Annotated in this window: 21 protein-coding genes; 12 read left to right on the plus strand and 9 right to left on the minus strand. The window is 71.8% G+C overall.

Translation table 11 applies throughout. The features are described 5' to 3' along the window. Positions 1-16: 16 nt before the first annotated feature. A complete protein-coding gene (locus ACGFMK_RS21740) occupies positions 17-1,360 on the plus strand; it encodes an FG-GAP repeat domain-containing protein (protein WP_392765896.1) in 1,344 nt (447 codons plus the stop codon). A gap of 69 nt (positions 1,361-1,429) precedes the next feature. Here ACGFMK_RS21740 and ACGFMK_RS21745 read toward each other — a convergent pair whose 3' ends face one another. Both ACGFMK_RS21745 and ACGFMK_RS21750 read right to left on the minus strand, forming a co-directional pair. Continuing rightward, positions 1,430-2,218, minus strand: a complete 789-nt coding sequence (locus ACGFMK_RS21745) for a DUF2891 family protein (RefSeq protein ID WP_392765899.1) — start codon at positions 2,216-2,218, stop codon at positions 1,430-1,432. A gap of 137 nt (positions 2,219-2,355) precedes the next feature. Then, on the minus strand, positions 2,356-2,835 hold the full coding sequence (locus ACGFMK_RS21750) for a hypothetical protein (protein WP_392765902.1): 480 nt from the start codon (positions 2,833-2,835) through the stop codon (positions 2,356-2,358). 87 nt (positions 2,836-2,922) lie between these two features. On the opposite strand from ACGFMK_RS21750, the gene ACGFMK_RS21755 reads away from it, so the two are divergent. Together ACGFMK_RS21755 and ACGFMK_RS21760 are read left to right on the plus strand one after the other, a co-directional pair. Continuing rightward, positions 2,923-4,377, plus strand: coding sequence for a phosphatidylserine/phosphatidylglycerophosphate/cardiolipin synthase family protein (locus ACGFMK_RS21755; protein ID WP_392765905.1), 1,455 nt, complete (start codon positions 2,923-2,925; stop codon positions 4,375-4,377). Between the two features lie 28 nt (positions 4,378-4,405). After that, positions 4,406-4,564: a hypothetical protein gene (locus tag ACGFMK_RS21760; RefSeq protein ID WP_392765908.1), complete on the plus strand. Its 159-nt coding sequence runs from the start codon at positions 4,406-4,408 to the stop codon at positions 4,562-4,564. A gap of 292 nt (positions 4,565-4,856) precedes the next feature. On the opposite strand, the gene ACGFMK_RS21765 is transcribed toward ACGFMK_RS21760, so the two are convergent. Next, positions 4,857-5,162, minus strand: coding sequence for an STAS domain-containing protein (locus ACGFMK_RS21765; protein WP_392765910.1), 306 nt, complete (start codon positions 5,160-5,162; stop codon positions 4,857-4,859). Beyond that, positions 5,162-9,259 carry a SpoIIE family protein phosphatase gene (locus ACGFMK_RS21770; RefSeq protein WP_392765912.1) on the minus strand — a complete coding sequence of 1,366 codons (4,098 nt, stop codon included), beginning with the start codon at positions 9,257-9,259 and terminating at the stop codon, positions 5,162-5,164. The genes ACGFMK_RS21765 and ACGFMK_RS21770 overlap by 1 nt, the downstream gene beginning before the upstream one ends. A 162-nt stretch (positions 9,260-9,421) precedes the next feature. Between ACGFMK_RS21770 and ACGFMK_RS21775 the strand changes: the two genes are divergently transcribed. After that, complete coding sequence (locus tag ACGFMK_RS21775; protein WP_392765915.1) at positions 9,422-10,639, plus strand: SGNH/GDSL hydrolase family protein; 1,218 nt, start codon at positions 9,422-9,424, stop codon at positions 10,637-10,639. 4 nt (positions 10,640-10,643) lie between these two features. On the opposite strand, the gene ACGFMK_RS21780 is transcribed toward ACGFMK_RS21775, so the two are convergent. Together ACGFMK_RS21780 and ACGFMK_RS21785 are read right to left on the minus strand one after the other, a co-directional pair. Then, a complete protein-coding gene (locus tag ACGFMK_RS21780; protein WP_392765918.1) occupies positions 10,644-13,250 on the minus strand; it encodes a hypothetical protein in 2,607 nt (868 codons plus the stop codon). Between the two features lie 180 nt (positions 13,251-13,430). After that, positions 13,431-13,817: an ATP-binding protein gene (locus ACGFMK_RS21785; protein WP_392765921.1), complete on the minus strand. Its 387-nt coding sequence runs from the start codon at positions 13,815-13,817 to the stop codon at positions 13,431-13,433. Positions 13,818-13,992: 175 nt separating this feature from the next. Here ACGFMK_RS21785 and ACGFMK_RS21790 point away from each other — a divergent pair, with 175 nt between their 5' ends. Continuing rightward, positions 13,993-14,463, plus strand: a complete 471-nt coding sequence (locus tag ACGFMK_RS21790) for a DUF6292 family protein (RefSeq protein ID WP_392765924.1) — start codon at positions 13,993-13,995, stop codon at positions 14,461-14,463. On the opposite strand, the gene ACGFMK_RS21795 is transcribed toward ACGFMK_RS21790, so the two are convergent. Beyond that, positions 14,348-15,340, minus strand: a complete 993-nt coding sequence (locus tag ACGFMK_RS21795) for a DMT family transporter (protein ID WP_392765927.1) — start codon at positions 15,338-15,340, stop codon at positions 14,348-14,350. The genes ACGFMK_RS21790 and ACGFMK_RS21795 overlap by 116 nt on opposite strands. 36 nt (positions 15,341-15,376) lie before the next feature. Here ACGFMK_RS21795 and ACGFMK_RS21800 point away from each other — a divergent pair, with 36 nt between their 5' ends. Both ACGFMK_RS21800 and ACGFMK_RS21805 read left to right on the plus strand, forming a co-directional pair. Beyond that, the gene (locus ACGFMK_RS21800) at positions 15,377-15,934 is read left to right on the plus strand and encodes a TetR/AcrR family transcriptional regulator (protein ID WP_392765929.1); all 558 of its coding nucleotides are present in this window, start codon (positions 15,377-15,379) and stop codon (positions 15,932-15,934) included. A gap of 81 nt (positions 15,935-16,015) precedes the next feature. Continuing rightward, positions 16,016-16,927, plus strand: a complete 912-nt coding sequence (locus ACGFMK_RS21805; RefSeq protein WP_392765931.1) for a PfkB family carbohydrate kinase — start codon at positions 16,016-16,018, stop codon at positions 16,925-16,927. A gap of 3 nt (positions 16,928-16,930) precedes the next feature. Here ACGFMK_RS21805 and ACGFMK_RS21810 read toward each other — a convergent pair whose 3' ends face one another. Together ACGFMK_RS21810 and ACGFMK_RS21815 are read right to left on the minus strand one after the other, a co-directional pair. Further along, positions 16,931-17,323: a VOC family protein gene (locus tag ACGFMK_RS21810; protein WP_392765933.1), complete on the minus strand. Its 393-nt coding sequence runs from the start codon at positions 17,321-17,323 to the stop codon at positions 16,931-16,933. Between the two features lie 20 nt (positions 17,324-17,343). Next, positions 17,344-17,733 (minus strand): hypothetical protein, encoded by a 390-nt coding sequence (locus tag ACGFMK_RS21815; protein WP_392765935.1) that lies wholly within the window; start codon positions 17,731-17,733, stop codon positions 17,344-17,346. Between the two features lie 114 nt (positions 17,734-17,847). Here ACGFMK_RS21815 and ACGFMK_RS21820 point away from each other — a divergent pair, with 114 nt between their 5' ends. The 5 genes from ACGFMK_RS21820 (at position 17,848) to ACGFMK_RS21840 (ending at position 22,961) form a co-directional block, all read left to right on the plus strand. Continuing rightward, a complete protein-coding gene (locus ACGFMK_RS21820) occupies positions 17,848-19,023 on the plus strand; it encodes an exo-alpha-sialidase (RefSeq protein ID WP_392765936.1) in 1,176 nt (391 codons plus the stop codon). Positions 19,024-19,211: 188 nt separating this feature from the next. Next, positions 19,212-19,694: a helix-turn-helix domain-containing protein gene (locus tag ACGFMK_RS21825; protein WP_392766187.1), complete on the plus strand. Its 483-nt coding sequence runs from the start codon at positions 19,212-19,214 to the stop codon at positions 19,692-19,694. Then, positions 19,633-20,655 carry an amidohydrolase family protein gene (locus tag ACGFMK_RS21830; RefSeq protein WP_392765938.1) on the plus strand — a complete coding sequence of 341 codons (1,023 nt, stop codon included), beginning with the start codon at positions 19,633-19,635 and terminating at the stop codon, positions 20,653-20,655. Before ACGFMK_RS21825 ends, ACGFMK_RS21830 begins: the two co-directional genes overlap by 62 nt. A gap of 8 nt (positions 20,656-20,663) precedes the next feature. Further along, complete coding sequence (locus ACGFMK_RS21835; protein WP_392765940.1) at positions 20,664-21,578, plus strand: amidohydrolase family protein; 915 nt, start codon at positions 20,664-20,666, stop codon at positions 21,576-21,578. Between the two features lie 15 nt (positions 21,579-21,593). Next, complete coding sequence (locus ACGFMK_RS21840; RefSeq protein WP_392765942.1) at positions 21,594-22,961, plus strand: MFS transporter; 1,368 nt, start codon at positions 21,594-21,596, stop codon at positions 22,959-22,961. The last annotated feature ends 47 nt before the right edge of the window (positions 22,962-23,008 follow it).

Consider the following 23,008-nt stretch of genomic DNA (forward strand, 5'->3'; position numbering starts at 1 on the left):
CGGGAGTGTTTCCCTCGTGTCCACCACCTTCGTCCGTCGCACCGCGACGGCAGCCGTGACGTTCGCGGCGATCCTCACCGTGGCTTCGCCCGCCTACGCGTCGATCCCGGACGTCTACTCCGGACCGCGGTTCGTCGCGGCCACCAGCACCGCCGCGTGCGACAGCGCGGGCACCACCGGCCGGGACGCCACCCTGGCCACCCAGCTCAACAGCAGCCTGTCCGCGAAGATGAAGGGCTCGATGTCGGCGTACCGCGTCTCGTGCGCCCGTGAGGTCGTCGACGCCGTCCGCGATCGGGGCCTGGCTTCCCGGGCCGCGGTCATCGCGATCACCACCGTGATCGTGGAGACGGGCCTGCAGAACATCGACGAGGAGGTCGACCACGACAGCCTCGGCCTGTTCCAGCAGCGGGCCGGCTGGGGCACGGTCGCGGAGCGCCTCAACCCCAGAACGGCGACGAACGCGTTCCTCGACAAGATGCTCCAGAAGTACCCGAACGACGGCTGGAAGACCGCGGTGATCGGCGACGTCTGCCAGGCCGTCCAGGTTTCGGCGTTCCCCGACCGCTACCAGCCGCAGGCCGGGGACGCGCAGAAGATCGTCAACGCCCTGTGGACCGCGAGAGCCGCCGACGGCGCGGACTTCAACGACGACGGCATCGGCGACATCTTCTCCACCGCCACCGGGGTCATCACCATCTGGAACGGCAAGGGCGGCAACAACTTCAACGCCGCGGTGACCTACGGCCGCGGCTGGGACGCCTACAGCCGGCCGATCGCCGGCGACTTCAACGACGACGGCGTCAGCGACCTCGCCGCCACCAGCAACGGCCAGCTCCACATCTGGAACGGGCGTGGGGACAACGACTTCACGGCCGACGTCGTGACCGGCCCCGGCTGGAGCCCGTACGCCGCCACGCTGTTCACCGTCGGCGACATCAACGGGGACGGCCACACCGACATCGGCGCGATCAGCGACGGCACCCTGTACACGTGGAACGGCCTCGGCAACAACAAGTTCGGCGCGGCGGTCGTCCACGGCGCCGGCTGGAGCCCGTACACCCGGCCGATCGGCGGCGACTTCAACGGCGACGGCATCGGCGACATCGCGGCCGTCGCGAGCGGCCAGCTCCACATCTGGAACGGCAAAGGCAGCAACAACTTCAACGCCGACATCGTCACCGGGCCGGGCTGGAGCCCGTACGCCACCAGCCTGATGGACCTCGGCGACATCAACGGTGACGGCCACACCGACATCGGCGGCATCGGCGAGAGCACCCTCTACACCTGGAACGGCCTCGGCGCGAACAAGTTCGGCGCGGCGGTCGTCCACGGGGCCGGCTGGAGCCCGTACTTCTGAGCGTGAAAGCCGTGAAGGCCTCCTTACCGGTGCTTATGGCCGGGAAGGAGGCCTTCACGGCTTCGGGGGTCAGCTCAGCAGGAGGAGGGCGTAGTAGGCCAGCCAGTGTTCGACGGCGTAGGAGCCGCCGGTGACTTCGGGCAGCGAGGCGTGGGTGTGCGCGCGGGTGGCGTCGAGCATGACGGGGATCCGGTCGTCGCCGGCCGGGAGGGCGCGGGCGAGGCGCTGCCAGCACCAGGCGCGGTGCAGGTTGAGCCCGTGCAGGTGGGCGATCAGCCCGTCGGAGGTGTCGGTGACGGTCGCCGGGGTGAACAAGGCCGCCGGTGTCCGGTCGGCGATGCCGGGCAGGAACCGGTCCAGCCAGCCGGCGAACCCGGCCGCGGGCAGCAGGCGGGACATGAGTTCGGCCTCGGCCAGTGCCGGGGACAGGAAATCGGCCCCGGACGGCTCCCAGGAACCGGGATAGTCGCGGTCGGTCCCGAACCACCGCCAGGCGGTCTCGGTGACGACCTGCCGCAGCCGCGGATCGGCGTACGGCAGCGCGCGCGAAAGCCCGAACGCGCCGTTGTCGTGCACCCCGCTGCGGATCGGGTACGTGGCCCGCGGCAGCCAGTCGAGATAGCGGGCCACGAAGACCGCGCTCAGCTCGCCCAGGGCCGCCGACCAGCGCGCGGCGTCCGGATCGTCCCAGGTGGCGAGCTCGACGGTGAGTTCCAGGAGAGCCGACCAGCCGTAGGGACGTTGCGTGGTGCGGTGGTCGTCGCGGGCGAAGTGGGCGGCTTCGGCGGCCAGTGCCTCGGTGGTCAGGCGCTCGTCGAGGGTGCGGCGGATCTCCGCTCGGCGTGGCGATGGGCACACCCTCGACGTGCCAATGGCCTTCGTAGTGCGGGTACTCGCGCACGACGTTCGCCAGCGCGATCCCGGCCAGCTCACCGGCGCCCGCCGTCAGCAGCCGGATTCGTTCGCCGTCCCATTCGGTCATCCGCGCTCCCCCGTCATTCCAGCGGCACGTAGTCGCCGCCGCGCCGGGCCGCGGCGAGATCGGCGTGCGTGGACGCCCTGGTCAGGAAGCGGCCCTGGACTACGCGGACGTGGGAACCGTTCAGGGGAAAGACGAGCACGAACTTCGCCCCGTCGTTCCCCCGCAGCACGACACCCCTCCTCAGGTTGTCGAGGAATTCGACGATGTCGTGCTCGATCTCTTCCGCGAATTCGCGCTGGTCGTCCCGGGCGATGTCGTACAGGTCGGTGTCGATGTCGTAGCCGGCCCGTTTGCCGGTCACCGGATCCCGCGCTTCGAACTCCAGTCCGAGCCAGCGCCGCGGCTCCACGGTCACGACGGCCTCCCATGTCGATCCGCTCAGCCGCCACCGCGACAGGGCGCCGATCTCGTCGGTGACCGCCACCGTCCACCGGGTGGTCGCCCGCAGCTCGCCGAGGAACTCGAGGAGCCGGTGGCCCGCTCCGGATGTCATGCACTCACCACTTCTTGTGCCGGTCCCGCGTCCACCACGATAAGGCCCCACGCGGCGGAGCGGGCCGATCTGTAGTGCCATGGGAGCGTGACGATATTCGGTACCTTCCTGGACAAGGCGGACGAGCGGCTGGGTGACGGGCTCGAGCACCTCCTGTGCGCCCACCACCGGCGGCGGCTGCGCGGGCTCGGCTGGGGTGAGGTCCTCGGCCGCGGTGGCACGGCCGATCGGTTCGGCGGGCGGGCCGCGGTGCGGGAGGGCAACCGCGTCGAGGTGCTGATCGACGGCGAGGAGTCGCTGCCGGCCATCGCGGAGGCCATCCGGGGGGCGAAATCACACGTCCACATCGCGAACTGGCACGCGAGCGCCGACTTCCGGCTGACCCGCGAGCCCGGCGCGCCCACGCTGCGGGAGCTGCTCGCCGAGACCGCCGGACGCGGGGTCGGCGTGCGGGTCCTGATGTGGGCGGGGCCGCCCGTGCCGGCGTTCCAGCCGACGCGGGGCCTGGCGAAGGAGCAGCAGCGCAAGCTCACCGAGGGCACCGGCGTGCGCTGCGTCCTGGACTCCCGCGAGCGGACCATGCACTGCCACCACGAGAAGATCGTCGTGGTCGACGACGAGATCGCGTTCGTCGGCGGGGTGGACTTCACCGCGCTGCAGGGCGACCGGCACGACAGCCCCGACCACCCGCCGCGCGACATCGGCTGGCACGACCTGGCGACGCGGCTCGAAGGGCCGGTGGTCGCCGACGTCGCCGAGCACTTCCGGCACCGGTGGACCGAGGTCGCCGGCGAGGAACTGCCGGAGCCGAAGCGGCCCGGCCCGGCCGGCGAGACCCGGGTGCAGCTGCTGCGGACCGTGCCGAACAGCACGTACGACTTCGCGCCGAAGGGCGAGTTCACCATCCTCGACGGCTACCTGCGGGCCCTGCGGTCGGCCCGGCGGCTGATCTACCTGGAGAACCAGTTCCTGTGGTCCCCCGAGATCGCCGAGGTGCTGATCGACAAGCTGAAGAACCCACCGGACGACCGCTTCCGGATCGTCCTGCTGCTGCCCCGCAAGCCCAGCAACGGCGCCGACACCACCCGCGGCCAGCTCGGCCGGCTGGTGGACGCCGACGGTGGGGCCGGCCGGCTGCTCGCGGCGACCGTCAGCGCGCACGAAGGGGAGACCGCCTCCCCCGTCTACGTGCACGCGAAAGTCGGCATCGTGGACGACGAGTGGCTGACCATCGGGTCCGCGAACCTCAACGAACACTCGCTGTTCAACGACACCGAGGTCAACATCGCGACCGACGACCGCGAGCTGGTCCGTTCCACCCGCCTGCGCCTGTGGGCCGAGCACCTGGGCCGCCCGATGACCGAAGTGGACGCCGATCCCGCGGACGTCGTCGACGGGCTCTGGCGGCCCCTCGCGCAGGAACAGCGCGACCGGGAAACCCGCGGTGAGCGCCGGACCCACCGGCTGGTGCTGCTCCCGGGCGTCTCCCGCCGGGCCGGGCGGCTCCAGGGGCCGCTGCGGGGTCTCCTGGTCGATGGCTAACCCCGCGCGAACCGGGTAACCCACGATCATGAGCGAAACCGACGAAGGCCCCCTGACCCCCGACGTGCCCCGCACTCCCGGCACCCCCGACGTCGACCTGGACATCGAGGTACCGGCGGCCGAGCGCGAGGAACCCGACACGCAGGACGTCGAACAGGACGCCGGGACCACGGAGCCACCCAGCTGAGCCTCACCGCGTGAGGTCGGCGGCCGCAGCGTGGGCAGCGCGTAGGTGGCCGGCAGGTCCCCATCGCGGGTGTCGGTGGCGTAGACCCCGGTCGGGCACCGGACGCCGAGATCAGCGCCGACCCGCTCGGCGCGACTTCGCTGAGCACGGCCGTGGTGAGCAGCAGCTCGTCGAGACCGTCGACCAGCAGCGTCGGCGACCGCAGCGCGGCAGTGGAAGGTGGTCACCGCATGCCAGGCGGGCGTCTCGACGCCGAGCCGAAGCTCGCGGTGCCGGGGTTCCCGGCCCGCGCTCAGGCGCCGCCTTCGTGGATCGTCGTCAGGTCGCCGAGGCCGGACACCCTCAGGACCGGGATCAGCAACGGTGTGGCCACCAGTTCGAGGTGGTCGGCGTGGTCGAACAGCACCGCGATGCCCGCGCTGTCCAGGTATTCGACCGCCGTCAGGTCGAGCGTGATCCCGTCGGTGTCCCCTGCGAGGGCCCCCTCGAGCGCCTTCGCGAGGTCGGCCGCGTTGCTGATGTCGATCTCGCCGCTCGCCGCCAGCAGCCTCGTGCCGTCGGGACGTTCCTGGAGGACAAGGGAAAGCGCAGTGGTCATCACACGATCCTGGTCTGCATGTCGACGGTGGTCCCGGCGGCGCCGGTGTTGATGGTGACCTCCTGCATCATCGCCCGCATGAACGTGATGCCGTGGCCGCGGTGGGATCCCGGGACCGCGTCGGCGTTCTTCCACCGGCCGGTGTCCGCGACCGTGAGGCGCAGGCTGTCGGCGAAGGCTTCGGCGCGGAGGCGGACGAGGTCGCCCGGGGTGTCGCGGTGGCCGTGTTCGACGGCGTTGGCGCAGGCCTCGCCCGCCGCGACCAGGATGTTCTGAGCCTGCTGGGCGTCCAGCTGGCACTGGCCGAGCCAGGTGCGCAGGGTCCGCCGGACGTGGCCGAGCTCGCCCGCCTCGGCCGGGAAGCTCACCTCCAGCGGCCCGGGGTGGCGGTAGAGCAGCAGGGCGACGTCGTCGTCGTACCCCGCGGCCGGGCTCAGGCTGCTCATCAGCTGGCCCGCCAGGACTTCGACCGGGTTGACCCGGCCGTCGTGCAGCACGCGGCCGGCGTGTTCGATGCCCTCGTCCAGCGGGCGTCTCCGGCGTTCGACCAGGCCGTCGGTGTACAGCAGCAGGGTCGCGCGGGCGGGGATGGTGTGCTCCGCTTCGGGGCGCGGGCGCCCGGGGCGGACGCCGAGTGGCACCGACCGGCCGCCTTCGAGCAGGAGCGTCGTTCCGTCCGAGAGGGCCAGGATCCCCGGCGGGTGCCCGGCGGTGCTGTAGGTCAGCTGCCCGGTCCCCGGGTCGAGCACCCCGCAGAAGACGGTGGTGCAGAGCGCGCCGTCGAGCTTGGCCGCGAACCGGTCCAGGGCCATCAGGGTCTGGGCCGGGCGCGGTTCCTGCAGCAGGAGCGCGCGGCACGCGCTGCGCAGCTGCCCCATCACGGCGGCGGCGTTCAGGCCACGGCCCACGCAGTCGCCGACCACGATGCCGATGCGGCCGTCGGCCAGGGTGACGGTGTCGTACCAGTCGCCGCCGACCTCGAGGGGCCGGGTGGCCGGCTCGTAGCGGACGGCGAACCCGGTGGGCAGGTCGGCGGGGCCGAGGATGGCCCGCTGCAGGGCGACGGCGGTCTCGCGCTGCTGGTCGATCTGGTGGGCGCGGCTCAGGCTCGGCCCGATGTGGCCGGCGAGCAGCGACAGCAGCAGCCCGTCCTCGTCGGTGAACGGGCGCCGGTCGCCGAGGGTGAGCAGCAGCGCCAGCCGCCCGTGGGGGTGTTCGAGCACGGTCCCGGACCACGTGTGCCCGGAGGTGTGGCCGGAAACCGGGGCCAGCAGCGGTCCCTGCCGCAGCTCGCCGAGGACCCGGCGCTGCTCGTCGGAGACGGGCGGGTCGCCGAAGGTCTGCGTGGGCTCGTCGCCGGTGCCGAACACGGCGGCGGTGACGGCTTCGGCCCGCCAGAGGTCCTTCAGCTCGCTCAGCGCGCTGGTCATCGCGTCCGTCAGCGTGGTCGCCTGGGCCAGCCGGGTGCTCATCGACGCCAGGGCGGCGTCCCGCTGGATCGCGTAGTGCTCGGCGGTGACGTCGCGGAAGGTGCCGACGATCACGGCCTTGCCGGTGTCCGGGTCCTGGGCCTGGCTGAAGGCGGCCCGGACCCACAGCCGGTGACCGTCGAGGTGGGTGACGGGGATCGTGTAGGTGCCGTTGCTGCGCCCGAGCAGGGTGGCGAACGCCTCGTCGACCGCCCGGTAGCCCTCGGGATCGGCGGCGGGGTCCGGCCACCAGGGGTGGACCGGGCGGTACGGCAGCCCGTCGGTGCGGTAACCCAGGATGTCGGTGAAGGCGGCGTTGATCTCGATGACCGCGCCGTCGGCGTCGCAGACGAAGAACGCCTCCTGCAGCGAGTCGACCAGCGCGCTGCGCCAGCGGGCCTGGTGCGTGCGCAGCCGCGCCAGCTCGACGTTCGCCCGGACCCGCGCGAGGAGCTCGGCCGCGGCGAACGGCTTGATCAGGTAGTCGTCGGCGCCGGCCCGCAGGCCCTCGATCGAGGCCTCCTCCCCGGCGCGCGCGGACAGCAGCAGGGCGGGCACCGACGCCGTGCGCGGGTCGTCGCGCAGCGCCGCGACCAGCTCGAGCCCGCCCAGCCGGGGCATCATGACGTCGCTGACGACGAGGTCGAACGCCGTCGTCCGCGCGGCTTCCAGTGCCTCCTGGCCGTCGGTCACCGCGTCGACCTGGTAACCGGCGTCGCTCAGCAGCCGGGTGAGGTACTCGCGCATGTCGGCGTTGTCGTCGGCGACGAGCACCCGCGTCGGCGCCGAAGGGGCCGGCTCGGGACCGGCTCCGGGGTTTCCGGGGGTGCTGGGCAGCCAGCGCAGGGCTTCCTGCACGTAGGCGGCGGCGTCCGGGGCGGTGGCGTGGCCGCCGGCCGGGACCAGTGACTCCGCGGGCAGGTGGGCGGAGCCGAAGGGCAACCGGATGGTGAAGGTGGTGCCCGCGCCCTCGACGCTGCGCGCGCTGATCGTGCCGCCGTGCAGGTCGACGATCTCCTGGGCCAGCGCCAGCCCGATGCCGCTGCCTTCGGTGGAGCGGGCGCGGGCGTTCTCGATGCGGTGGAACCGCTGGAACAGCCGGGGCAATTCCCCTTCGGGCACGCCGATCCCGGTGTCGGCGACGGTGACGGCCGCCTGGTCGCCGTCCGCCCGCGTCGTGACGGTGATGGCGCCCTCGAAGGTGAACTTCAGCGCGTTGGACAGCAGGTTGAAGATCACCTTCTCCCACAGGCCGCGGTCGAGGTGCACGGGCCCGCCCAGCGGCGGGCAGTCGACCTCCAGCCGCAGCCCGGCCTTGTCGATGGCGGAGCGGAACACGCCGGCGAGCTCGGCGGTGACCTCGGCCAGGTCCACCGGCTCGAACCGGGCCTGCATGCGGCCGGCCTCGAGACGGGAGACGTCGAGCAGCGTGTTGACGAGCTTGCCCAGCCGCAACCCGTTGCGGTGGATGACGTCCAGCTCCCGGCCGGTGCGCTCGTCGGTGGTCCCGACGCGGGAGCGCAGCTCGTCCAGCGGCCCCATGATCAGGGTGAGCGGGGTGCGGAACTCGTGGCTGATGTTGGAGAAGAACGCCGTCTTGGCGCGGTCGAGCTCGGCCAGCTCCTCCGCGCGCCGCTGCTGGGCGTGGAAGCTGCGGGCCCCGCCGATCCCGGCCGCGAGGTGCCCGGCGACCAGGTCCACGAACCCGCGGTAGGCCTCGTCCAGGGTGCGGTAGCGGTTCAGCCCGGCCACCAGGAACCCGTAGGGCGCGCCGCCCTGCTGCACCAGCGGCACCAGCAGCGCCTGGGTAGGCGGCTCCGGCCAGTCCCCGGCCGGCAGGTCGGCGAACGCCGCGCCCCCGAGGTCGACGAGCACGGACTCGCCGGCGGCCGGTCCCGCCGCCGGCCACACCGCGTTCTCGTCGCCGGCGGCGAGCGTGGCCGGGGCGGCCGGGTGACCGGCGGCGATCCCGGTGGACCCCGCCCGCCGCGCGAGCCCGTCTTCGCCGAAGAGGTAGGTGACCGTGAAGGGCAGGTCCCGCAGGTTGCGGGCGAGCTGGCGGCCGGCGAAGGCCAGCATTTGCCCCTCGGTGCGCACGACCGTCGGGTCCGATCCCAGGTCGCGCAGGGTGGTCATCCGGCGGTCCGCGATGACCCGGTCGGTGTCCTCGCGGACCACGCACAGCATCCCGACCACGACGCCGTCGTCGTCGCGCAGCGGGCTGTAGGAGAACGTGTGGTACGACTCCTCCGGGTAGCCGGAGCGCTCCAGGTAGAGCAGCAGGCCCTCGTCCCAGGTCGCCCGCGCGGTGGAGAGCACGGTGGCGATCCGCGGGCCGATGTCGTCCCAGATCTCGGCCCACACCTCGCTCGCCGGCCGCCCGAGGGCCCACGGGTACTTGCGGCCCAGGGTGTCGCGGCGGTAGGCGGCGTTGCAGAAGAACGTCAGCTCCGGGCCCCAGGCCATCCACATCGAGAACCGGGACGACACGAGGATGTCCACCGCGGTCTGGAGGCTCTGCGGCCACCCGGACGGCGGCCCGAGCGGCGTCGCCGCCCAGTCGACCGCGGCCAGGTCCTCGCCGATGTCGCCGTCGGCGAAGAACGCGTCGTCGTCGGAACCGGCCACGAACCCTCCGTCACCCTGCACCGTGGGCCGGTTCCCGGCCGTCTCCCGGAACTCTACGTCGCGGCCGCGCCGGGCACGAACCGGTCCCGCGCACCGCACTCTGGCCATTTCCGGCAATGACCGGCAATACTGTTTTCCTCCCCACCGAAGAAGGTGATTCCCGTGACACCAAAAAAGACGTTGCTGGCCGCCGCGACAATCATTCTGCTGATTTCGGGCAGCACGAACACCGCGGTCGCCGAACCGGATTCCTCGTCGGTTCAGCGGGTTTCCGTGTGGTCGCCGAGCATGACGACCGGCGGCCCGAACTTCACCGACCAGACGCTGCGGATGGTCGCCCACCCCAGCGTCGGCGGTGACGGGTTACGCGTGCACCTGTCCAACCTGCGTGGCACCACTCCCCTCGCCGTCGGCGCGGTGAGCGTCGCGCTGCAGGCCGACCGGGCGACCGCCGTCGACGACTCTCAGCGGACGGTGACGTTCTCGCACCAGAAAGCGCTTACGATCCCGGCGGGCCAGGAGGTCGTCAGCGATCCGGTGCCGCTGTCGTTGCGCGCCGAGCAGAACCTGCTCGTGAGCCTGTACCTGCCCCGGGCGACCAGCTCGGCGACCTGGCACTCCGACGCGTTCGACGTCTCCTACCTCTCGAAGCCGGGCGACCACACCGCCGACGCCGAAGACGGGAACTACGTCGCCGCCACGACTTCCTGGTACTATCTGTCCGGTTTGGACGTCGTCTCCCCCGCCGCCCGCGGCACCGTCGTCGCGTTCGGCGACTCCATCACCGACGGCTACAACACCCCGGCGAGCGTGTACCGCCGCTGGCCGGACGACCTCGCCCGCCGGCTCGCCGGGCCGCACCCGGGCGCCGTGGTCGACGCCGGGATCGGCGGCAACCGGGTGCTGACCGACGTGCCGAACGTCTGGCAGGGGGTCAGCGCCCTCAAGCGGTTCGCCCACGACGCGCTCGCGCAGCCCGGCGTGCGGACGGTGATCCTCATGGAGGGCATCAACGACATCGGCAACAACGCCGGCCCCGGCGGCGGCCCGCTCACCGCGCAGCAGCTGATCGACGGCTACCGCGAGCTGATCCGCCAGGCGCACGCCGCCGGAGTGCGGATCCTCGGCGGAACCCTGTTGCCGGACAAGGGCGCCGGCTACTACAGCGAACCCGCCGAAGCGATCCGCCAGGCGGCGAACGCCTGGATCCGCACCGGCGGGCAGTTCGACGGCGTCGTCGACTTCGACCAGGCGCTGCACGACCCCTCCGATCCGGCGGCCCTGCGCGCCGGCTTCGACTCGGGGGATCACCTCCACCCGAACGAAGCCGGCATGCAGGCCATGGCCGACGCGGTCGACCTGCGGCTGCTGAACCGCTGAGCCGCTATTCGACGCGGAAGCCGTCCACCAGGAAATAGGTTCCGCTCTTCTTGGAAACGGTCAGCGTGTGCCGCCCGGCGGCAAGCCCGGTCACCGAATAAACGGGAAACCGGGCCTGCCGCTGGGCGGTGTTCGCGCTGACGATTCCCTTGTCGGCGCCGTCGAGCGTGACGCCGATGTCCCCCTCGTCGGAATTCGTCTCGGTGAGGAGGCCGATCCCGGTCCCGGTGAAGGTGATCGACGCGGAAGCGCCGTCCTGCTGGGTGTAGTGCACCCCGTTTTCGAGGTCGCCGTAGGGGCGCGAGCCGCTCGAGGACCAGCTCCCGGTGTAGGCGATCCGCAGGTCGTCGTCGTCGAGCACCGTGGTGGGCGGGAGGTGCGGCCCGGCCGCGTCGATGATCGCCCGGGCCGCGGGCGGCCAGCGGCCGTCGGTGACCACAGTGGACGGCGTGAGGTCGATGTCCGTGCCGCTGTTGTGGTACCGGTCGGTGTCGGTGAAGTTGCCGTGGATGGTGTCGTCGTGGATGGTCGGCGTCCACAGGTTCAGCCACAGCGAGCCGTTGCTGAACTCCACCACGTTGTCGTGGGTGTTCCACAGCGAGCTGCCCTCGTCGTGGTAGATCATGTTGCAGCCGTTGACGCACTCCCCGAGCACGTTGCCAGCGAATTCGGACGGCGACGCCTGCCCGCCGAGGGTGTAGACCGGGCCGCCGTCGAAGAGCACGCCCATCACGCTGTGCACGTGGTTGCCGACGACGTGGTTGTCACCGGCGTAGGTCGTGCCGTGCAGGCAGGGGTCGGCCAGGCCCTGCTTGGCCTGCAGCGCGCAGCTCGACGCCCAGCCCCAGCCCCACCCGATCGACACACCCGAGTACGGCGTGTAGCCGATGTCGTTGTGGGACAACGTGGTCCCACGGCTGTGACCCACCCAGACGCCGACCGCGTCCTGGTACTCCTGCCCCGGCCGCTGCACGACGTTGCCGGAGACGGTGTTGCCGCTGGTCATCAGCGCGGGCTGGGTCTGGTAGTAGTCGTCGACCTCGCCCACGGCGACCCCGCTGCCGCCGAGGTCGGTGATCGAGCTGCCGGAGACGGTGGCGTCGTGGGTCTGGTCGGCCAGGTCGATGCCGCTGGTCCCGGTGTGCTGCACGGTGACGCCGGTGAAGGCGATCCGCGCGCCGCGGTGCACCTGCACGGCGGCCGGGATCCGGGTCGGGGTGCGGGTGGCCGGGTCCCAGAGGATCCCGGCCTGGTTGTCGACGTAGCCGGCGGTGCTCGGCGCGGTCCACGTCGTGTAGGCGAAGGTGATGCCTTCGAAGGCGATGTCGTGCACCGGCGCGACGACGTCGGGAATGACGGTGAAAGCGTCGATCAGCAGGTAGTCGCCGCCGGCCTTGACCACCCGGACCGTGTGCTTCCCCTGGGCCAGCCCGGTGACCGAGACGACGGCCTGCTGCGCGAGCCGTTCGGTGCTTTTCGCCGAAACCGTCTGCTTTTTGACGCCGTCGACGTAGACGTCCATGTCGCCTTCGTCCGCGTTCGTTTCGGTCAGCACCTGGATTCCGGTGCCGGTGAAGGTGTAGCCGAACGCGTCCCCGTCGTTCTGGGTGTAGTGCACGTCGGCGCCGAGGTCACCGAGGTGCCGTCCGCTCGAGTAGTTCCAGCTGCCGGTGTAGGTCGCGCGCCAGTCGGTGTCGTTGAGCGGCGCGAGGTGCCCGGGGGTGCCGGCGAGGTCGAGCAGCTCCGGGGCGACGGGCAGTTCGACGTCGGCCTTGGCCAGGTCCTCACCGGGCCGGGGCACGTAGTAGAGGTAGCCGGCGTCGCCGTCGAGGTAGAACTGGCCGGGGGTGCCGAGCAGCTGGTAGGCGTTCTCGAGCCAGGTCACGCGGTCGAGCGACGGCAGGCCGGCGCCGTTGAACGGAAAGCTCGGGTCGGGGACCGAGGTGTGGTTGTTGGTCCAGCACCCGGGGTCGACGGTCAGCGCCGACCCGCCCGCGGCGCCGGGCGTGATCGAGGCCAGCGGGCAGCGCAGCTGCTTCCAGCCGTTGTCGGCGACGACCTCGACGCCGGGCGCGTTCGTCCAGGACGTGTAGGACGCGTCGGCGGTGGTGAACCCCGTGGCGGACACCGAGAACCCGCCCGGGTCCTGGACGGTGCGGGCCCGCTGCGCGCGGACGCCGTCGACGAACAGCTCGCGGCTCGCCGTCCCCTTCGGCACCGGGGCGCGGTAGACGTTCTTGGCGTCGTCCGCCTTCCGGAAACCGGTGATCTTCCGTGCGCCGCTGAAGACCGGGGTCTGCCCGGAGGCCGCGCGGTAGACGACGCGGTGGCCCGGCGAGCCGGAGTCCGGCACGCCCAGCCGCAACGGCGTGGTCAGCGCGTAGGTGCCGCCGCGCAGCTCGACCACGACGTCGCCGCGGGCGTGCGCGACGAGCCCGCGGACCCGGTCACGGGCCGTGGACAGGTCGCAGGGGGCGTGGGAGCTGCAGGCGGAGCCGTGCCCGGAAGGGTCGGCGTACAGGACGTCCGGAGGTCTTCCGGGAGTGGCGCCGACCGCCGCGACGACGGCGGTGGCGGTGACCAGGTGCGCGACGACGGTGGCGATTCGCATCGGGGTTCTCCGGCAGGGTCAGCGGGCAGACATCTGATGAATATAGCCCGGCCCACCTTGCAGCGGGCAACCCGAAGACCAGCCAGTTCAGGCTCTTGAACGGGGTGGACACCCCAAACAGGACCATCGTGAGACAGGATCCGCCGTCACTCTTGACAGCGTAGAGTTCCTACCTTTAGGTCACTGGCTCGCGACGGGGATCTCGGCCCACACCGTCCGGCCGCCGTCCCCGCGGTGGAAGTGGCCGCGACGGCGGGAGCACGCCGCGACCAGGGTCAGCCCGGTGCCCAGCGGAGCGGAGACGGGAGCGGCCGGGTCGAACCAGGCGGCCCCGCCCGCGTCTTCGACGCCGACCCAGATCGTGGCGTCGGACCGCACCAGGCGGGCCCGCACCGGCCCCGCGGCGTGCCGGACGGCGTTGGTGGCCAGTTCGTTCACGATCAGCACGATGTCCGTGATGGCTTCGTCCGGCAAATCGCCCGCAGCCGCCAGTTGCTCGCGCGCCCACGACCGCACCTCTCTGATCCGGAGCGGGCTCGCGTCGAATTCGAAGCTCTCGAGTATCACGTTCTCAACCCCCAGGTTCGAGCGGACCTCATCGGTTTCCCGGCCCCGTCGCCCTTCACACCCGCCCCGGTCTGATATCGCACGAACAGAGCAAGAGCGCAAGGAGGCAAATCACGCGTAACCGCGGGAAAACCGGGTAACCGAGAAGCCATCGTCGAAACCAGGCAGGTGAACCGTGGACACCGACCCGTCGAACGAAAAGAACCTCATCCCGTATCTGCGCGCCGTCGCAACCGAACTCGGGCTGCTCGTCGAAGACGCCGCCGTCGAGCCGGCCGACCCGGTGTACGGCCAGATCCGCTTCGCCGGCCGCCCGGCCGACGGGCCCGCGCGACACCTGCTCCTGACCTGGAACCGCCGTGACGGCTGGCAGCTGAACGCCGCCGGCGGCAGATCCGGGTCGATGCACGTGGTGGCGACCTACCCCGGCGAGATCCGGCCCGCCCCGCGCGCGGTGGCGGACTTCACCCTCGACGCCCTGGCGGCCCGCGGTGAACGGCTCATCCGGCGCCAGAGCGACGGCGACCGGCTCAGTGTCCTGCTGGACCGCTACGCCGAGCCGGCGGCGAAGCGGCGGCCGCGCCGGAGTGCGGCCGCGCCGTCACGGTGGTCCCGTCCCCCGAACACCGCGTGGTCGCGTCCCTGAGCCCGGCCCGCTTCGGCGTCCGGGCGACGAGCCAGGTGGCGGCGAGGGCCAGCGCGAGCCCGGTGATCGTCCAGGGACCGAACGGTTCCCCGAACATCAGCGCACCCCAGACCGTGGTGGCCGACGGGACCAGGAACATCAGCGTGTTCACGCGGGTGACGCCGGCGCGGTCCAGGAGGAGCCAGTACAGCCCGTACCCGCCGAGGGTGGCGAAGACGATCAGCCACGCCATCGCGAGCCAGAACCGGCCGGACACCGGCGGGAGCGCGGTGCCGGTCGCCACCGCCAGGACCGTGAAGACGACGGCCGAGGTGGCGCAGTGGATCGCGACGGCCTGCCACGGCGACCCCCGGTCACGGGTGCGCCGGTCGAGGAAGGTCGCCGCGACCAGGCAGCACATCCCGGCGAACGGCACCAGGTAGGCCCACAGCGGGGTGTCGCGGCCGGACGTCGCGTCCGACCAGGTCACCAGCACGACGCCGGACAGGCCGAGGCCCAGCCCGAGCCACTGGCGTCCGCTGACGGCGACCCCCAGCAGCGGCCCGGCGAGCGCCGCGACGACCAGCGGCTGGATGCCGTCGACCAGCGCCGTCGTCCCGGTGCTGACCCCCAGGCCGATGGCCCGGTAGACGGTCAGCAGGTACCCCGACTGCGACAGCAGCCCGACGACGACCTGCCGTCCGAGCCCGGTGGGGCCCGCCCGGCGCAGGGCCGGCAGGAGCAGCAGCGCCAGCGGCACGAACCGCCACATCAGGACGGTCGCGACCGGCGCGTCCGCGGCTCCGAGCTTCGCCCCGATGAAGCCGGACGACCAGCACACGACGAACAAGGCACTCAGCACGAACGTCGCCGAAGGTATACCGATCTGTTTAGTCATTGGCCCGAGAGTACACCGATCGGTATAGTCGGCCGCATGGACGAGGTGATCGAGTGGACCCCGAAGGCACGCGCGGTACTGGCGGCGGCGGAGGAGCTCTTCTACGCGCGCGGCATCCACGCGGTCGGCGTCGACCTGATCGCCGAGCGCGCCGGGGTCACGAAGAAGACGCTCTACGACCGGTTCGGCTCGAAGGAACGGCTCGTCGTCGAGTACCTCCGCGGGCGGGACGCCCGGTGGCGCGCGTTCCTCGCCCCGCTGCTGGACGCGGCGGGTGACGACCCGGCCGCCCGGCTCCGCGCGGTGTTCGACGCCTCCGCCCGGTGGTCCGCCGCGAACAGCGGGAAGGGCTGCAGCATGATCAACGCCCACGCCGAGATCAGCGACCCGGCGCACCCCGCCTACCGGGTGATCGTGGCGCAGAAGGCGTGGATGCTCGACCTGTTCACGACGATCGCCGCCGGGGACGCTCCGACCGCCCGTGCCCTCATGCTGCTGCACGAAGGCGCGCTCGTCAGCGACGGGATGCACGTCTTCGAGAACCCCTACGCCCGGGCACGGGACGTCGCGGTGGAGCTGCTCGAGACCGGCTGAGCCCCGGTTCACCTACCCGAACGGGCGGTTTGCCTTGCTCGCGGCGCGGGGTAGCCGACCTGCGAGCCGAGGAGGCCGGTCATGCCCAGCGAAGTCGTGGTCGTCGGACAGGTCGCACGCGACCTGGTGGTCGAAGTCCCGGACGCGCCCGCCGCAGGGGCGTCGGCCGAAGTGCAGCAGCGGCAGGAGGTGCTCGGCGGGAAGGGCGCCAACCAGGCGGTGGCCCTGAGCCAGCTGGGCACGTCGGTGTCGCTGGTCGGCGTGGTCGGCGAGGATCTCGTCGGCGACGCCCTGCGAGCGCGGGCGCGGGCCGACCGCATCGGCACCACGCACGTGGTCCGCCGCCGCGGCGCCGAGACGGCGCTGCTCGTCGACCTCGTCGACGAGCAAGGCCGCCGCCGCTCCTTCGAACACATCCCGGCGGCCACCCTGGTGACCGAGACCGACGTCTTCGCCGCCGCAGCGCCGATCTCGGCCGCCTGCTCGCTGATCGTCCAGCTGCAGCAGCCCGCGCCGGCGGCGTTGCTGGCCGCGCGGCTGGCGCACACCGCGGGCACCCGCGTCGTGCTGGACGGCGCCCCGGAGGACCCGGAACTGCTGGCGCTCGCCGACGTCGTCCGCGCCGACCTGCTGGCCGGGCAGCCGGTGGCGGACGTCGAAACGGCCGCCGACGCGGCGGCCGACCTGCGGCGGCGCGGGCCGTCCCTGGTCGTGCTCGAGGTCTCCGGCCGCGGCAACCTGTTCGCCGGGCCGGACGGCACCTGGTTCGTCCCGAACGTGGCGACCGAAGTGGTCGACACCACCGGCGCGGGGGATGCCCTGGTCGCCACCCTCACCGCGGCCCTGACCCGCAGGCGCCCCTTCGAGACGGCGGCGCGCCTGGCGGTGGCGGCAGCGGCGGCGACCACCGAGCACGCGGGCGCCCGCCCGCACCTGACCCGCCCGGACCTCGACCGGCTGCAGCCGGAGCACCTCGAAGAGGTGCACGCCTGAGGGTCACGGCACCGGATCGACCCGGCGGCGCAGCAGGCAGAACTCGTTGCCCTCCGGGTCCTGCAGCACGTACCAGCTCTCCTCGCCGGTCTGCCCGATGTCGGCGTGCCGCGCGCCCAGTTCCAGCAGGCGCCGCAGCTCCGCCTCCTGGTCGCGGTCGGTGGCGCTGACGTCCAGGTGCAGCGGCAGCTTCACGCGCGTCTCGGGCGCCGCCCGCTCGCCGATGTCGAAGACGAGGGTCGGCTGCGGCCCGCCGAAGCCGGTGCCGGGCGGGCCGATCTCGATACCGTCCGGTTCGCGGCCGATCTCGACGTAGCCCAGGACGTCCGCCCAGAACTTCGCGAGCCGCTCGGGGTCGCGGGCGTCGATGACGATTTCGCTGATGCGGCAGGCCATCGCGTCACCGTAGCGCCGCCTCAGCCGTGGTACCAGGGCTGGGCCCGGCGCCAGGTCAGGTACTCGTCGAAGATCGCCGCCGTGCCGCCGGGCGCCGAGCGCTTCTCGAGGAATTCGTCCAGCAGCGCGAAGAGCAGGTCGACGGCCGCCTGGCGGCCCTCGCCCGCCGCTTCGCCACGCCAGCCCGCGGTGCGGCCCGGGAAGGCCAGGTACAGCACCAGTGACGTCCAGGTCAGGTTGGCCCCGGTGCCCACCCGCGGTACGAGCGACTCGGTGAAACCCGTGAGCAGCCCGCCCTCGTTGCCCGCGTCCACACCGAGCAGGAACACGCAGTAGTCGTGGTAGCTGCCGTCCAGCCCGTACAGCTGCGGACGCCGACGCAGCTCGGTGCACAGCTTCCGGTAGTCCACAGTGCTCAGCTTAGTCCTTGACGAACCGCGCACCCGCTCCCTAGGTTGTCGGACATAGGACGTCGGACATCCCATGTCCTACCATCCCATCCCCTCAGCGAGGAGGCGGAACCGGTGTCACGGAAACGCAGGTTCGGCACGATTCTGCTGGCCGCGGCCATGGTCTGGCTGCCCTTCACCCCGGCGGCTTCGGCCGCCTCGGGGTGCTCGTCCTCGGTGCCGTTCACCTCCGGCACCGAGGGTTACGACACCTTCCGCATCCCCGCGGTCGTGCGCGCCGCGAACGGCTCACTGGTGGCGTTCGCCGAAGGCCGGCGCGATTCGGCCGGCGACTCCGGCGCGATCCAGACGGTGTCGCGCAGCTCCCGGGACGGCGGGTGCACCTGGGGCGCGCTCTCCGTGGTGACGACCAACGGCGACGCCACCGCGGGCAACCCGACGCCGGTGCTCGCGCGCAACGGCGACCTCGTGCTCCTGACCGTCCACAACGGACTTGTTTCGGAGAAGCAGATCATGTCCGGCCAGGCGTCCGACCAGGACACCCGCCGCGTGTTCGTCCAGCGCAGCACCGACGACGGCCGCACCTGGAGCGCCGCGCGCGACATCACCGCGGACACGAAACGGCCCGGCTGGCGGTGGTACGCCACCGGTCCCGGGCACGCCACGCTGCTGCGGCACGGCCCCCACGCGGGCCGGATCGTGGTGCCCGCCAACCACTCCGGCTCGCCGCCGGCCGGTTCCACCGACGTCGGCACCGAGGCGAAGTACTACGGCGGCCACGACCTCTACAGCGACGACAACGGCCGCACCTGGCACATCGGCTTCACCGACGACCGCACCGACGGCGTCATCGCCGCGAACGAGACCTCGATGACCGAGCTGCCCGACGGCACGCTCTACTTCTCCAGCCGCAACCAGGGTTCCGCGGCCGAACACCGCGTCGACGGCTACAGCGTGGACGGCGGGAAGACGCTCGTGCGGCCGTACCGGGTGCAGCCGTCGGTGTCGGGGACGAAGGTCGAGGGCAGCGTGCTGCAGACGACGATCCCGTGGCTGATGCTGTACTCCGGCCCGTCCGACCCCGCCACGCGCGCGGTGATGCAGCTGAGGCTGAGCACCGACCGCGGGCACACCTGGACCCCGGGCCGGACGCTGACCACCGGGCCGGCGGCGTACTCCGACCTCGTGCAGGCCGACCCGCGCACCGTGGGGCTGCTGTACGAGACGGGCACCGCCGGGCCGTACGAAACCGTGGTGTTCCAGCGCATCCCGCTGACGCAGGTGCGCTGAGCGGCAGCTGCCGTTGGCCGCGTGTCGACAGGCCCTTCTTCCAGCCGTTGCCGGACTCGCCGTCGGCCAGGCGCGCGGGCGCTGGGGCGGTCAGGGTGCCGGACGGCTCCCCGCGCCCGCCGCCGTGACGCGGCCGCCACCCGGGAAGCACTGCTGACCGCGGCCCGGACACTGCTGGCGAACACGACATCGAGGGCACGAGCACCCGCGACGTCGCGGCCCTGGCCGGGGTGAACCAGGCGCCGGTCTACCGCCACTTCGGCTCGAAGGAGAAGCTGTTCGCCGAGGCGGCGGACCAGGGCTGGGACTCCGCCGACACCATGACGGCGGACCTCCCGCTGAAGGACCTCCCCCGCGCACTGCGGGCGGAATTGCTGGCCGCGCTGATCACCGGGGTCGCGGTGCTGCGCGGCGAGGTGGGCGCGAAAGCCCTGACCGCCGCGGACCGCGAGGCGATCGGCGAGTACGTCGACCGCATGGCCGCACCCCACTCGACCTCACCTGAACCACTCTCCCGCAGGCCCCGAAGCAGCCAACACCGCCGAGTGGCACGGGACAAACTTCGTCGTAGATATTGTCAACAATTTCATCGACGATTAGGGTGCAGGCATGCTCATCGACTGCCACGGGCACTACACCACCGCACCCCCCGCACTGGCCGCGTGGCGTGACCGGCAGGTCGCGGCGCTGGCCGGCGGCCCCGCCCCGGCGCGCGCCGACCTGCGGATCAGCGACGACGAGCTGCGCGAGACGATCGAGCCGAACCAGCTGCGGCTGATGGACGAACGCGGCATCGACCTGACGATCTTCTCGCCCCGCGCGTCGTTCATGGCCCACCACGTCGGGGACTTCACGACGTCGTCGGCGTGGGCCGCGATCTGCAACGAGCTCTGCTACCGCGTCAGCGCGCTCTACCCCGAACGGTTCGCGCCGGCCGCGATGCTCCCGCAGTCCCCCGGCGTCGACCCGGCGACCTGCGTCCCGGAGCTCACGCGGTGCGTCGAGGAGTACGGCGCCGTCGCGCTCAACCTCAACCCCGACCCCTCCGGCGGGCACTGGACGGCGCCGCCGCTCACCGACCGGTCGTGGTACCCCGTCTACGAAAAGATGGTGGAGTACGACATCCCGGCGATGGTCCACGTCAGCACGAGCGTGAACCCGGCGTTCCACACCACCGGCGCGCACTACCTCAACGCCGACACCACGGCGTTCATGCAGCTGCTGCAGGGTGACCTGTTCGCGGACTTCCCGACGCTGCGCCTGGTCATCCCGCACGGCGGCGGCGCGGTGCCCTACCACTGGGGCCGGTTCCGCGGCCTGGCGATGGCCCTGGGCCGGCCGGAGCTCGAAGAACACCTGCTGGGCAACGTCTTCTTCGACACCTGCGTCTACCACCAGCCCGGTTCGGACCTGCTGTTCGACGTCATCCCGGCGAAGAACATCCTGTTCGCCTCGGAGATGATCGGCGCGGTCCGCGACGTCGACCCGCGCACCGGCCACCACTTCGACGACACCCGCCGCTACGTCGAGGCCGCGAAACTGTCCGAAGTGGACCTGGCCGCGATCCAGGAGCACAACGCCCGCGCCGTCTACCCCCGCCTCGACGCCCTGCTGAAGCGCCAGGGGCGGTGAGGAACCCCGTGACCGAACCGAAAACCCCCGGCTGGCTCGACTGGTACGCCCACCCGTCGACGCCGAAGTTCCGGCTCCCGCCCGGAACCGTCGACGCGCACTGCCACGTCTTCGGCCCGCAGGCCGAGTTCCCCTTCGCCCCCGAGCGCAAGTACACCCCGTGCGACGGCGGCAAGGACGACCTGTTCGCCCTGCGCGACCACCTGGGCGTCACGCGCAACGTCATCGTCCAGGCCACCTGCCACGGCACGGACAACTCCGCGATGCTCGACGCCGTCCGCGCGGCGGACGGCCGGGCCCGGGGCATCGCCACCGTGCGGCCCGACGTCAGCCGGCGCGAGCTGCGCGAACTCGACGAGGCCGGCGTGCGCGGGGTGCGGTTCAACTTCGTGCGCCGCCTGGTCGACGCCGCCCCGCACGAAGACCTGAGCACCATCGCGAAGAAGATCGCCCCGCTCGGCTGGCACGTCGTGCTGTACTTCGAAAGCGCCGACCTGCCCGAGCTGGAAGGGTTCTTCGGCTCGCTGCCGACACCGCTGGTGATCGACCACCTGGGCCGGCCGGACGTCACGCAGCCGGTGACCGGGCCGCAGTTCAGCCGCTTCCTGCGGTTCGCCGACCGCAACGACGTCTGGGTGAAGGTCAGCTGCCCCGAGCGCCTGACCGTGACCGGGCCACCCGCCCTCGGCGGCGAACAGCACGCCTACCGCGACGTCGTCCCGTTCGGCCGCCTGGCCGTCGCGGAGTTCCCCGACCGCGTGCTGTGGGGCAGCGACTGGCCGCACCCCAACCTCCTCGGCCACATGCCGGACGACGGCCTGCTGGTCGACTACGTGCCGCAGGTGGCGGTCACCGACGAACAGCGGCAGAAGCTCCTCGTGACGAACCCGACGCGCCTGTACTGGCCCGGCAATGACGCCTGAGCGACAGGAAATCCCATGCAGCAAGCCAACTCCCTGAACCGGCTGAACCGCCTGCCGATCTCCCGGTTCCACAAGATCACCCTGCTCGCCGTCTCGTTCGCCTACTTCTTCGAGTTCGCGGACATCAACAGCTTCGCCACCACCGCGCCCAAGCTGATCAAGCTCTGGGGCGTCACGGTCGACCAGGTCGCCTACGTCACTTCGCTGTCGTTCGTCGGGATGTTCTTCGGGGCGATCGTCGCCAGTGGCCTCGCCGACCGGTGGGGCCGCAAACGGGCGCTGCTGTGGACGACCCTGTGGTTCGGCGTGTTCTCGTTCGCGGCGGTGTTCTCGTGGGACGTCGGTTCGCTCGGGGTGTTCCGCGTCCTGACCTCGGCGGGGCTGTCGGCGATGACCGTCGTCGCGGTGATCTACGTCAACGAGCTGTACCCGGCCACCAGCCGCGGCAAGTACCAGGCCTACGCGATCGTGATCGGCATCTGCGGCACGCCGGTGACCAACCTGATCGCCAGCGCCGTGGTGCCGATCAACGACTGGTCGTGGCGGCTGGTCTACCTCTGGGGTGCGCTCGGCGTGCTGCTCGTGTTCTTCACCCGGCACCTGAAGGAGTCACCCCGCTGGCACGAAAGCCGCGGCGACCACGCCAAGGCGGACGAGATCCTGCGGGAGATCGAGGAGCGCGTCGCGGCGGAGAAGGGCCCGCTGCCCGAGCCCGAGCCGCCCGTCGAAGAGGCGCCGGTGACCAAGGCGCCGCTGCGGTTGCTGTTGCAGAAGAAATACCTGATGCCCACGTTGCTGCTGACGGTCGTGTGGGTGACGCAGACGATCGGCTTCTTCGGCTACTCGAGCTGGGCGCCCACGCTGCTCTCCAAGGAGGGCTTCAGCGTCGAAAAGTCGGTCTTCTACGTGGCGCTGACCACCGTCGGCGCGCCGCTCGGGTCGTACCTGGCCGCCGTCGTCACCGACCGCTTCGAGCGCAAGTGGTGCCTGGTCGCGTTCGGCTCGGTGATCGCGCTGTGCGGCCTGCTCTACGGGCTGACGTTCAACCCGGTCCTGATCGTGGTCTTCGGGTTCCTGGTGAACCTGTTCGAGCGCGGCTACACCGCACTCGGCTACGCCTATTCGCCCGAGCTCTTCGACACCCGCGCCCGTTCACTGGGCACCGGCGTCTCCTACGGGCTCGGACGGCTGTCGAACGCGGCCGGCCCGCTGATCGTCGCCGCCCTGTACAACGGCAGCGGGTACCAGAGCGTCTTCCTCTTCATCGCCGGCACCTGGCTGGTCGGTGCGGTCGTGCTGGCCCTGTTCGGTCCGCGCACCCGTCCGGGGCGGGTGCGGGCCGGAACGGCCGAACCGAAAACCGGCACGCCGATTCGCGGGTAACGGCCGCCGTCACGGGTAACCGAACCTCGTAAGAGGACGTCGCCCCC

This window comes from Amycolatopsis sp. NPDC049252 (assembly GCF_043197175.1).
Lineage (GTDB): Bacteria > Actinomycetota > Actinomycetes > Mycobacteriales > Pseudonocardiaceae > Amycolatopsis.